Genomic DNA, 11,519 nt, shown 5'->3' on the forward strand with positions numbered 1-11,519 from the left:
GGGCGGGCCCCCCCGGCGGGGGGGGCGGGGGGGGGGGGGGGGGGGGGGGGGGGGGGGGGGGGCCCCGGACGGAGCGGAGGTCTGGGCCAGGAGGCGCTCCAGGCGGGCCCCCGTGAGACGGAGGAACTTGCGGTGCTCACGGTTGCGGTCGAGCACCGCCACCTCCAGCTGCGCCACCGGCGGCCGCTCGCCACCGGGCTCCGTGAGCGCCGTCAGCGCCACCTCCAGCGCGTCGGCCAGCGACATCGACTCGCGGTAGCGCTCCTTGAGCCGCGTGGCCACCGCCTCGGCCTGGCCACCCATGGCGGCGAAGCCGTGCTCGTCGAAGACCGACCCGTCGAAGGTGAGCCGGTAGATCGCGTCGCCGTCCGCGGTCTCGCCGACCTCGGCGACGACGACCTCCACCTCCAGCGACTTGATCGACTCGGTGAAGATGCGGCCCAGGTTGGAGGCGTAGAGGTTGGCCAGGCCGCGACCGGTCACGTCGGACCGGTCGTAGGTGTAGCCGTTGATGTCGGCGTATCGGATGCCGCCGAGCCGCAGCTCCTCGAACTCGTTGTAGCGGCCCACGGCCGCGAACCCGATGCGGTCGTAGATCTCGCTGATCTTGTGCAGCGCCCGGGACGGGTTGGGCGCGACGAACAGGATGCCGTCGACGTACTGGAGCACGACGACGGAGCGGCCCCGCGCGATGCCCTTGCGCGCGTAGTCGGCCTTGTCCCGCATGATCTGCTCAGGGGACGCATATCCGAAAGGCATGGACACGGTGGTGATCCCTTTCTAGCGCAGCGGGGCGATCGGGCCGTCGGGCGAGATCAGGCGGGCTTCTAGCATCTGCTCCACGTACCCGGAGACCTGCTCCTCACTGAGCCGGCGGAAGCCGTCGGCGTCGATCACCGACACGATCGGCCAGATCTTCCTGGTCACGTCGGGCCCGCCGGTCGCCGAGTCGTCGTCGGCAGCGTCGTAGAGCGCCTGAATCAAGGTCATCGCCATGTCGTCGGCCGACGCGCCGTCGCGGTAGAGCTTCTTCATCGAGCCACGGGCGAAGATCGAGCCGGAGCCGATCGCGTCGAACCTCTCGCGCTCATAAGGGCCGCCCGCCACGTCGTAGCTGAAAATGCGCCCCTCGTCCTTGTCGGGGTCGTACGCGGCGAACAGCGGCACCACCACCAGCCCCTGCATCGCCATGGCGAGGTTGCCCCTGATCATGGTGGCCAGCCGGTTGGCCTTGCCCGCCACCGACATCGTGCGGCCCTCGAGCTTCTCGTAATGCTCCAGCTCCACGCGGAACAGCCGGGCGAACTCGATGCCGGTGCTGGCCGTGCCCGCGATGCCCATGCACGAGTAGTCGTCGGCACGGAACACCTTCTCCACGTCACGCTGGGAGATGATGTTGCCCGAGGTCGCCCGCCGGTCGCCCGCCATCACCACGCCGCCGGCGAAGGTGGCGGCCACGATCGTGGTCGCGTGCGGAACCTGGTCGCCGATCGGGGTGGCCAGCACCTCATTCCGCTGCGGCAGCAACTCAGGCGAGTACGAGCTGACAAACTCCGTGAACGAGGAACTTCCGGTGTTTCGGAAAAGCTGGTTGACCAAGCCGACGGGCAGATCCCTGTGCGATGCCACGCGACTCCCTCCAAACGTCAGTGTTCCTAGGGCGACCCTACTCATGTTGCGTTGCTGTCTGCACTTCCCACGATCAGCTCACGGCGAACCCACGTGACCAGGCACCGCCCCGTTCCGTGCTCAGATCGTTTCTTTACGGGTGCCGACCGCCATGCGATTGTCGGTATGTCTGCACGTCCTGAACAGGAGGCCGACATGAGATTACCCAGCCGACCTGCGGTGATCGGGGCCACCCTCCTCCTCGCGCTCACGTCCTGCGGCACCGGCGGCACGGAGACCAGCGGGGGCAGCCTCTCCCTGACGATCGCGGCCAACTCCATCTCCGGCGGCAAGAACTCCGAGTCGGCCGACTGGATCAAGCAGTGGGTGATCCCCGAGTTCGAGAAGACCCACCCCAACGTCAAGGTGCTGTTCCAGCCCAGCGGCGTCGACGACGAGCAGTACAAGACCAAGATCGCGCTCGACCTCAAGTCGAAGGCCGGCGCCGACGTCATCGACCTGGACGGCATCTGGGTCGGCGAGTTCGCCCAGGCCGGCTACATCAAGCCGCTTTCCGAGGTCGGCGGCGCGACCGTCGAGCAGTGGGAGGGCTGGTCGCGGATCCCGCAGGCCGTGCAGGGCCTCGGCGTCTTCGACGGCAAGAAGTACGGCCTGCCGCAGGGCACCGACGGCCGCGTCCTGTTCTACAACAAGACCCTGTTCAAGAAGGCCGGCCTGCCCGAGACGTGGCAGCCCAAGAGCTGGCAGGAGATCATCGACGCCGGCACCAGGCTCAAGGCCGCCGGCGTGCCCACCCCGATCCAGATCAACGCGGGCACCGCCATGGGTGAGGCCACGACCATGCAGGGCGTGCTCCCCCTGCTCACCGGCGCCGGATCCGAGATCTACACGGGCGGCAAGTGGACCGGCGCGTCCCAGTCGCTCAAGGACGTGCTCGGCTTCTACCGGCAGATCTACGGCGGCAGCGGCCTCGGCGACCCCAAGCTGCAGCAGGAGGCCAAGGGCCGCGACAAGTCCTTCGCCCAGTTCGCCGCCGGAAAGATCGGCATCCTGGCCGAGAGCGACTACTTCTGGCGCTCCGTCGTCGAACCCCAGGCGGGCGTCGCGCCCATGAAGGACCGCGACCAGGTCGTCGGCTACGCCAAGATCCCCGCGAAGCAGCCCGGCGGCGGCATCCGCGGCCAGGACTTCGTCAGCATGTCCGGCGGCGCCGTCCGCGTGCTCAACCCGTACTCCAAGAACCCCAAGCTCGCCTGGGACCTGCTCGCCTTCATGCACTCGGCGGCGGCGACGAAGTCACAACTGGCCGGGCAGGCGCGCATCAGCTCGCGCACCGACGTCAACGACGAGGTGCTCACCGCCGACCCGATGCTCAAGTTCGTCGCCGACGAGGTACTGCCCATCACCGCCTACCGTCCCGGCCTGGCCGTCTACCCGCAGGTGTCGGTCGCGTTGCAGGAGGCCACCGCCGCCGTGGTCAGCGGCAAGAGCCCCGACGAGGCGGCCGCCGCCTACCAGGCGAAGCTCGAGGGAATCGTCGGTGGCGCGGCCAACGTCGGCGGGTGAGCGCGAAGGATCGCCATGAGCCCTGAGGGAGCGCCTGTGTCTGGACTGAGGAACGCAGGGAGCGAAGCGACCGAAGAGACGAGGGAAGACACAGGACTCCAGCGACCGAAGCGCGATCCGGAGGATCGCAGTGAGCACTGACGCCGCGGGACTCGGCAAGGGCAGGGCGGTCGCGTTCGTCCTGCCCGCCCTCGTCCTCATCGCCGTCTTCCTGATCTTCCCCGCGCTCTGGACGATCTACCTCGGCCTCACTGACTACCGCCTCACCGGCCTGGCCGCCGCCAACCCACAGATCGTCGGCCTCGGCAACTACACCGGCGCCCTCACCGACCCGCGCTTCCTCACCTCGCTCTGGCTCACGCTCCTGTACGTGGGCGGCTCGGCGATCACCGGCCAGGCCGGGCTCGGCTTCACACTCGCCTGGATCCTGCGCAGCCGCACCGGCCCCCTGCGCAGGATCGTCGAGGGCGTCGTACTGCTGTCGTGGATCCTGCCCAGCACGGTCGTCGGGTTCCTGTGGTTCGCGCTGCTCGACCGCGACGACGGCACCCTGAACGCCCTGCTGCACACGCCCGGCTTCGCCTGGCTGCTGGACTACCCGCTGCTGTCGATCATCGTCTTCAACGTCTGGCGCGGCACCGCGTTCTCCATGATGCTCTACGCGGCGGCGCTGGAGAACGTGCCGCCCTCCCACCTGGAGACCGCCCGGCTGGCCGGGGCGAGCGTGCCGCAGCAGCTGCGCGACGTGGTCTTCCCCCGCATCAGACGCCACGTCCTGACGAACCTGCTGCTGATCAGCCTGTGGACGTTCAACGACTTCACACCGTTCGTCCTCACCGGCGGCGGCCCCGAGGGGCGATCGGAGATCCTGCCCGTGTACGTCTACCGCGTCGCCCTCCGGGACGGCCAGCTCGGCGTCGGAGCGGCCATCTCGTTCCTCATCCTGCTGGTCAACCTCGTGTTCGCGCTGGCCTACCTGCGGCTGCTGCGCGGCCGGCAGGACGTCTCCAGTCTGGGGCCGCACGCATGATCCGCCACACCCTCGGCAGGCTCGCGTCCACCGTCTTCATCGCCGTCGTGCTCGCCTTCTTCACGCTCCCCATGCTCTGGCTGGCCAGCGCCCCCTTCGACGACACCCCGTCGATCACCACGTCCATCCCCGAGTTCACGCTGCGCAACTTCTCCGCCATCCTCGAAAACCCGTACGCGCTCGGCTCCATCCGCAACTCCCTCATCCAGGGAGGCGGCGCGGCCGCGCTCGTCGTCGTGCTCGCCGCGCTGGCCGCCTACGCCCTGTCCCGCGTCCGCGTGCCGGGCCGCGACGTGCTGCTCTACCTGCTCCTGCTGCTGTCGTCGGTCGTCACCGGCACCGCCGCCATGGTGCCCATCTTCGAGCTGGCCACCAGGCTCGACCTCATCGACACCCACCTCGGCGTCATCCTCGTCGTCTCCGGCGGTCTGCTCCCCGCCGCGATCTTCATCCTGAAGGACTTCATGGACGAGACGCCCACCTCGTACGAGGAGTCCGCCCGCGTCTTCGGCGCCTCACCCCTGCAGATCCTGCGCCACATCGCGATCCCCCTCGTACGGCCCGGCCTGGCCACCATCGCCGTATGGGCGCTGGCCAGCGTGTGGGGCGGATTCCTGTTCCAGTTCATCCTGCTGCGCGACCCCGACAAAGCGCCCGGCTCGGTCATCCTCTACACCCTCTACACCGAGGGCGGCGCACCCAAACTGGACCTCATCTCCACCTTCTCGCTGCTGTACTCACTGCCCGTGGTCGCGATGTACCTGTTCGTCTCCCAGCGGTACGGCTTCCGCTTCCACGGAGGGATCAAGCGGTGATATCCCTGCACGGCCTGACAAAAGTCTTCCCCGGCGGAGTACACGCCCTCGACGGCATCGACCTCACCGTCAACGACGGCGAGTTCTTCGCCCTGCTCGGCCCGTCCGGCTGCGGCAAGACCACCCTGCTACGCGCCATCGCCGGCCTCGAAACGCCCACATCAGGAAACATCCACATCAACGACAAAGACGTCACCCAGCTCCCACCAGGCTCCCGCGACGTCGCCATGGTCTTCCAGGACTACGCGATCTTCCCCCACATGGACGTCACGGCCAACATCGCCTACCCCCTCCGCATCAAAAAGATCCCCCGCAACCAGCGCACCGCCAAAGCCGCCGAAGTCGCCTCCCGCCTCAGCCTCACCGAACTCCTCCACCGCCGCCCCTCCAAACTCTCCGGCGGCCAGCAGCAACGCGTCGCCCTCGCCCGCGCCATCGCCTGCCACCCCACCGCCTTCCTCTTCGACGAACCCCTGTCCAACCTCGACGCCCGCCTCCGGCTCGAAGCCCGCACCTTCCTCAAACGCCTCCAGCGCGACCTCGCCGTCACCACCGTCTTCGTCACCCACGACCAGGCCGAAGCCCTCGCACTCGCCGACCGCGTCGCCGTCATGTCCCACGGCCGCATGATCCAGATCGGCACCCCCACCGAGATCTTCCACCGCCCCGCCACCACATTCGTCGCCTCCTTCATCGGCTCCACCCCCATGAACCTCCTCCCCGCCCACGCCACCACCGAAGGCCTCCACGTGGCCGGCGCCACCCTCCCCGCCCCACCCGGCCTCACCCCAGACGACACCATCACGTACGGCGTCCGCCCCGAATACATGCACCTGACCCGCACCCAACGCCCCGACGCCTTCCCCGGCACCGTCTCCGTCCTGGAGAACCTCGGCACCCACACCCTCGTCACGCTCGAATCCCCCGACGCCCTCATCCAAGCCGTCGTTCCCGAAGGCGACGAACCCCCCATCGGCACCCCCGCCTGGGCCCTACCGCTCCGCGCCCTCATCTACCGCGACGACGAACTGCACACCACCTCACGACATACTTAGGACCATGAGGGACTGGATCCTCCACGTCGACCTCGACCAGTTCATCGCCGCCGTCGAGCTCCTCCGCCACCCCGAGCTCCGCGGCAAACCCGTCATCGTCGGCGGCTCAGGAGACCCCACCCAACCCCGCACCGTCGCCGCCACCGCCACCTACGAAGCCCGCGAATACGGCATCCACTCCGGCATGCCGCTCCGCACCGCACTCAAACGCTGCCCCGACGCGATCTTCCTGCCCAGCGACCCACCCGCCTACGAAGCCGCCTCCGCACGCGTCATGGCCGCCCTCCGCGAATTCCCCGTCCTCGTCGAAATATGGGGCTGGGACGAAGCCTTCGTCGGCGCCACCACCGACGACCCCGAAACCCTCGCCGCCGCCATCCAGCAAGCCGTACGCGCCCGCACCCAGCTGTCCTGCTCCGTCGGCATCGGCGACAACAAACACCAGGCCAAACTCGCCTCCGGCCTCGCCAAACCCGCCGGAATCCACCGCCTCACCAGCGACAACTGGGCCGAGACCATGAACGACCGGCCCACCGACGCCCTCTGGGGCATCGGCGCCAAAACCGCCAAGAAACTCGCCGGCCTCGGCCTCCACACAGTCGCCCAGCTCGCCGCCGCCGACCCCGCCCACCTGGCCCGCCACTTCGGCCCCACCAACGGCCCCTGGTACCGCTACCTCGCCCTCGGCAAAGGCGAAGCCGAAGTCGTCACCACACCCTGGATCGCCCGCGGCCACAGCCGCGAAACCACCTTCCAGCACGACCTCACCGACAAGACCGACATAACCCACCACGTGGCCACCCTCGCCACCCAAGTAGCCCACGACGCCATCGAAGCCGGCCGCGAGATCGCCCGGGTATCGGTCAAGGTCCGCTTCACCCCGTTCCTGACCCGCACCCGCCAGTCAAAACTCCCCACACCCACCACGGACCCGGCCACCATCGAACAGGCGGCCCTCACCATCCTCGACCGCTTCGACCTCAACCGCCCCGTCCGCCTCCTGGGCGTCGCCGTCGACTACACCCTCCCACCAGCGGACGATCAGCCCACCCTGGACGCCCTGGAATAGAAGTCCGCCCGAAGCTCCTCCTCGGCCCGGATCAAGTCCTGCAACTCCTCCTCGGAAACCTCGACCTCGTCGTATTCCTCAACGGTCGCCTCGATATACGAAAGCGCCCGCCGAACCACTCCGGGGTCATCCCTGAACTGACCGATCCCCGAGTTGCACGGCAAACACAGCGCATATCGAACATCACCCGTGCGGTGACAATGATCCACATGCTCCGGCGGCCGATCCCAGCACACCACACACAAACCGTGCTGAGTCGAGATCATCCGCTCGACGTCTTCATGCCGCACCTGATACCGCTGCGTAAGGTGATATGTCCGCGTCGGCGCGACCTCACCGGACGGACGCTGCTCCGGAAGGATCACGAACTCCGGCCACATAGCTCTGAGTGGAGCGCCGTCGAAAGCAGATCTTGCAATACCGCGCCAGCCCATCGGCCATGCGCTTATTGAGCCCGAACTCGGCGAGTAGCTTGGTCTCGCCGCAGTCCGGGCATCGCTTCATCTCGTCCGGCGTTTCCACCCGATTTACCCCCTTTTAGATGTCCGTTTTGCCCTATTCTCCGCCTTTTTGTACGTAAGAGCGCACGAACTCCTCTGCGTTCTCTTCGAGAACTTCGTCTATTTCGTCCAGAATCGCGTCGACATCGTCAGTGAGCTTCTCCTGCCGCTCCTGCACGTCCGGCGCCGCCGAGGCCTCAGTCTCCTCGACTTCGCTCTCGCGCCGCCCGGTCTGCTTCTGGCCGCCGGTGTCCTTCGTTGCCATGTCCTACCTCCGCGTGGGGGACTTGCCTCTACCGCATATCTTCCCCGAACCGGCGGACATTTCGCGCCGATCGCCCAGTGATCTTGTCGTCTTGACTAGATAGCCAAACTATCCAATACTGGAACCCCGTACGACAAGGAGGTTCGGATGTCCCCCCAGTCCCTGAGCACGGCAGGTGTGCTTCTCATCACAGTCCCGGGTGTGGCCTTCGGCGGCGTCACGCTGCTGAAGTTCCTGATGCGGAACGTTCCCGGCTACCTGGACAACCCCGTCCGGCGGGGCCTGTGGCGCGCGGGGCATGCCCATGCGGGCGTGCTGGTGCTGTTCGCCCTGGTGGCGATGCTCTACGTGGACCAGGCGAGCCTGTCGGACGGCGTGAAGGCTCTGACGCGGGCGTTGATCGTGGCCGCGCCGATTCTGATGCCGCTGGGTTTCTTCCTGTCGGTGGTGCGGCCGAGTGACACGAAGCCGAGCAGGCTGATCTGGTTGACGGTGGCGGGTGGGGCGTGCCTGGGGGTGAGCACGCTGACGCTGGGTGTGGGTCTGTTGTGACGGCGGGGATCAGTCCGCGCCGGTGACGGCCGGGATCAGTCGCCGCCGGTGAGGGCGGCGACGAGGTCGGCGGCGGTGCGGCAGCGGTCGAAGAGTTCGCCGACGTGGGCTTTGGTGCCGCGTAGGGGCTCCAGTGTCGGCACTCGCTGCAGGGATTCGCGGCCGGGGATGTCGAAGATGACGGAGTCCCAGGAGGCGGCGGCTACGGATTCGCTGTATTGGCGCAGGCAGCGGCCGCGGAAGTAAGCGCGGGTGTCGCTGGGCGGGTTTTCGACGGCGCGCTGGACTTCGTCTTCGGTGACGAGGCGCTGCATGCGTCCGCGGGCGACGAGGCGGTTGTAGAGGCCGCGGTCGGGCCGGATGTCGGAGTATTGCAGGTCGACGAGTTGGAGCCGGGGGTGGGACCAGGCGAGGCCGTCGCGGGTGCGGTAGCCCTCGAGGAGTTCGAGTTTGGCGACCCAGTCGAGCTCGTGGGAGAGCTGCATGGGGTCTTCGGCGAGGCGGGTGAGCACGGATTCCCAGCGGTCGAGGATGTCTTTGTTCATCTCGTCCTGGGCGGTGCCGCGTTCTTCGACGTATTTGCGGGCTTGTTCGAGGTATTCCATCTGGAGCTGGACGGCGGTGAGCTTGCGGCCGTCGCGCATGGGGATCTCGTAGCGGCAGGTGGGGTCGTGGGAGACGGCTCTGAGGGCTTGTACGGGGTTTTCGACGGCGAGGTCGCGGGTGAGGAAGCCCTCTTCGATCATGGCGAGGACGAGGGCGGTGGAGCCCAGCTTCAGGTATGTCGAGATTTCCGACATGTTGGCGTCGCCGATGATCACGTGGAGCCGCCGGTACTTCTCGGGGTCGGCGTGCGGCTCGTCCCGCGTGTTGATGATGGGCCGTTTGAGCGTGGTCTCGAGGCCTACTTCGACTTCGAAGAAGTCGGCGCGCTGGCTGATCTGGAAGCCCTCGCTGCGCGAGTCCTGGCCGATGCCGACCTTGCCGGCGCCGACGACGACCTGCCGGGAGACGAAGAAGGGGGTGAGGTGCCTGACGATGTCGGCGAAGGGGGTGGCGCGCCGCATGAGGTAGTTCTCGTGGCAGCCGTAGGAGGCGCCCTTGGCGTCGGTGTTGTTCTTGTAGAGCTGGATGGGCGCGTTGGAGGGGATGGCGGAGGCGCGTGTGGCGGCGTCGTACATGACTCGCTCGCCCGCTTTGTCCCAGATGACGGCTGCCCGGGGGTTGGTGCATTCGGGCGAGCTGTATTCGGGGTGGGCGTGGTCGACGTAGAGCCTGGCGCCGTTGGTGAGGATGACGTTGGCGAGGCCGAGGTCCTCGTCGGTGAGCTGGGTGGGGTCGGCGACCTCTCTGGCCAGGTCGAAGCCACGCGCGTCGCGGAGTGGGTTCTCTTCCTCGAAGTCCCACCGTGCCCTGCGCGCGCGGGCCGCCGAGGCAGCCAGGTATGCGTTCACGACCTGTGAGGAGGTCACCATCGCGTTGGCGCCTGGCTGGCCGGGTACGGAGATGCCGTACTCGGTCTCGATACCCATCACCCGACGCACCGTCATGCAACACCCTCTGTTCGTCCGGGTCTGTCTATCCGCCGTTTATATGCCCGAGCCTATGCCCTTCACAGTGCCCCAGGGCCACAGAGTTATGGCACCGACGCCTTTTCCACCTGTACGGCGGGAGCTGATGGGGTTTGGGTGGATCTGCGGGGCTTGAGTAGCCGCTGGATGGGCCGTTCGGCAAAGGAGTACACGAGATACGACAGCAGTACGGCCGCCACGACGGTCACCGTGGCGGTGGCCCAGGGGGGCAGGTGCCCGGTGAGCAGGGGGATGAGGGCCACCGCGAGGACGCTATGGAGGAGGTAAAGCGGGTATGTCGTGCCACCGAGCGCGGTGAGCGTTCTGGACGGTTTGAGCCGGAGCAGTCCGAGCGCGACGAGCGACATCAGAACGAAGATCAACGTGATGGTGATGATGACGCTGGCGTCGGTGACGGGCATGTTCTTGAACCCGGCGCCCTCGATGCGCCGGTGGACCCGGCCGAGTGCGGAGTGGATCGACATGCCGTATCCGGCGGCGACGTAGAGCCAGGGCAGCCAGGCGTTGCCGTGCTTGTGTATGAGATACAGGGCCATGCCGGCGGCGAAGTAGGGCGCGTAGTCGGGCATGACGATCTCGCGGACGACCTCGTTGTCGAACAGCCCGGTCTCCGCGAGCACCTTGAGGCCGAGGGCGGCGGCCAGCCAGAGGCCGGTGAACGCGAGCACGCGCCCGTACGTGACCCCGATGATCACGAGGATGGCCATCAGCAGGTAGAAGCGGAGTTCTGCCCAGAGTGACCAGTAGACGCCGCTGGCGTCGGTGATCTTGAACAACCGCTGGAACATGGTGGCGTTCAGCAGGTATTCGCCTGGTGAAAGTTTTGGGTCGAGCGCCTTGGCGCCGGTGAGCCCGTAGAGGGCCGCGACGGCGCCGAGGCTGAGCCAGTACGCGGGGTAGAGGCGGACGAACCGGGACCGGGCGAACCCGCCGAGCCCGCGCCCCCAGACGGTCATGAGGATGACGAACCCGCTGATGATGAAGAACAACTCGACACCGAGGATGCCCAGTCCCGCGATGGGCGCCAGCGCCGGGAACAGCTCGGCGGGCCGGTCTCCCCAGACGGATGCGTACGCGACCAGATAGTGGAAGGCGACGACGGCCAGGGCGGCGAGGAAACGCAGGAGGTCGAGCTCGGCCAACCGGCCGTCCCCCCGAGCGTGCTTGGGCCGGTTGGGTGCATGCACGCACTGTTTGACGCCACATCGATCACTTTGGTTCCATGGGTCTCTTTATTCCCGCCAGTACCACCACCGACGTCCGCCTGCACGATCACGTGGGCGCGCCTCCGCTGCGCCCTGGGACCCGCTGTGGTCCTCGGTCGCGCCCGATGAGCCGGGGAGCCTGCTAAGCGGCCTCCAGGAGCCGTAGCGGCCTCTGGAGGTGCCTCGAGCGGGCCGCCGTCCAGCACGCGGTTCAGGTGCGGTCGCGGGCGGCGGCGATGGC

The 11,519-nt window shown here is 67.5% G+C and carries 12 protein-coding genes; 6 read left to right on the top strand and 6 right to left on the bottom strand.

Features of this window, described 5'->3' with window-relative positions:
* A partial coding sequence (prcA, locus tag AB0J09_RS40245) for a proteasome subunit alpha (RefSeq protein WP_360703034.1) occupies positions 1-759 on the bottom strand: 759 nt, incomplete at its 3' end.
* A 21-nt stretch (positions 760-780) separates the two neighbouring features.
* Positions 781-1,629 (bottom strand): proteasome subunit beta, encoded by an 849-nt coding sequence (prcB, locus tag AB0J09_RS40250; protein WP_360703037.1) that lies wholly within the window; start codon positions 1,627-1,629, stop codon positions 781-783.
* Between the two features lie 195 nt (positions 1,630-1,824).
* On the opposite strand from prcB, the gene AB0J09_RS40255 reads away from it, so the two are divergent.
* From AB0J09_RS40255 to AB0J09_RS40275, 5 genes are all read left to right on the top strand, one after another.
* Positions 1,825-3,195: an extracellular solute-binding protein gene (locus AB0J09_RS40255; RefSeq protein ID WP_360703040.1), complete on the top strand. Its 1,371-nt coding sequence runs from the start codon at positions 1,825-1,827 to the stop codon at positions 3,193-3,195.
* A gap of 130 nt (positions 3,196-3,325) precedes the next feature.
* Entirely contained in the window at positions 3,326-4,225 is a 900-nt protein-coding gene (locus AB0J09_RS40260; RefSeq protein ID WP_360703043.1) for a sugar ABC transporter permease, read from the top strand.
* Positions 4,222-5,040 carry a carbohydrate ABC transporter permease gene (locus AB0J09_RS40265; protein WP_360703046.1) on the top strand — a complete coding sequence of 273 codons (819 nt, stop codon included), beginning with the start codon at positions 4,222-4,224 and terminating at the stop codon, positions 5,038-5,040. Before AB0J09_RS40260 ends, AB0J09_RS40265 begins: the two co-directional genes overlap by 4 nt.
* A complete protein-coding gene (locus AB0J09_RS40270; RefSeq protein WP_360703049.1) occupies positions 5,037-6,095 on the top strand; it encodes an ABC transporter ATP-binding protein in 1,059 nt (352 codons plus the stop codon). The genes AB0J09_RS40265 and AB0J09_RS40270 overlap by 4 nt, the downstream gene beginning before the upstream one ends.
* Before the next feature lie 4 nt (positions 6,096-6,099).
* Complete coding sequence (locus AB0J09_RS40275) at positions 6,100-7,164, top strand: DNA polymerase IV (RefSeq protein ID WP_360703051.1); 1,065 nt, start codon at positions 6,100-6,102, stop codon at positions 7,162-7,164.
* On the opposite strand, the gene AB0J09_RS40280 is transcribed toward AB0J09_RS40275, so the two are convergent.
* Both AB0J09_RS40280 and AB0J09_RS40285 read right to left on the bottom strand, forming a co-directional pair.
* Complete coding sequence (locus AB0J09_RS40280; RefSeq protein ID WP_360703054.1) at positions 7,137-7,544, bottom strand: endonuclease VII domain-containing protein; 408 nt, start codon at positions 7,542-7,544, stop codon at positions 7,137-7,139. The genes AB0J09_RS40275 and AB0J09_RS40280 overlap by 28 nt on opposite strands.
* A gap of 175 nt (positions 7,545-7,719) precedes the next feature.
* Complete coding sequence (locus tag AB0J09_RS40285) at positions 7,720-7,929, bottom strand: ubiquitin-like protein Pup (protein ID WP_148031422.1); 210 nt, start codon at positions 7,927-7,929, stop codon at positions 7,720-7,722.
* Between the two features lie 147 nt (positions 7,930-8,076).
* On the opposite strand from AB0J09_RS40285, the gene AB0J09_RS40290 reads away from it, so the two are divergent.
* The gene (locus AB0J09_RS40290; protein ID WP_360703057.1) at positions 8,077-8,481 is read left to right on the top strand and encodes a hypothetical protein; all 405 of its coding nucleotides are present in this window, start codon (positions 8,077-8,079) and stop codon (positions 8,479-8,481) included.
* 35 nt (positions 8,482-8,516) lie between these two features.
* On the opposite strand, the gene dop is transcribed toward AB0J09_RS40290, so the two are convergent.
* Both dop and AB0J09_RS40300 read right to left on the bottom strand, forming a co-directional pair.
* On the bottom strand, positions 8,517-10,031 hold the full coding sequence (dop, locus tag AB0J09_RS40295; RefSeq protein WP_360703060.1) for a depupylase/deamidase Dop: 1,515 nt from the start codon (positions 10,029-10,031) through the stop codon (positions 8,517-8,519).
* A gap of 86 nt (positions 10,032-10,117) precedes the next feature.
* On the bottom strand, positions 10,118-11,215 hold the full coding sequence (locus tag AB0J09_RS40300) for an acyltransferase (RefSeq protein ID WP_360703063.1): 1,098 nt from the start codon (positions 11,213-11,215) through the stop codon (positions 10,118-10,120).
* Positions 11,216-11,519: the final 304 nt, after the last annotated feature.

It is taken from the genome of Nonomuraea sp. NPDC049784, assembly GCF_040659615.1.
In the GTDB taxonomy this organism is placed as follows: Bacteria; Actinomycetota; Actinomycetes; order Streptosporangiales; family Streptosporangiaceae; genus Nonomuraea.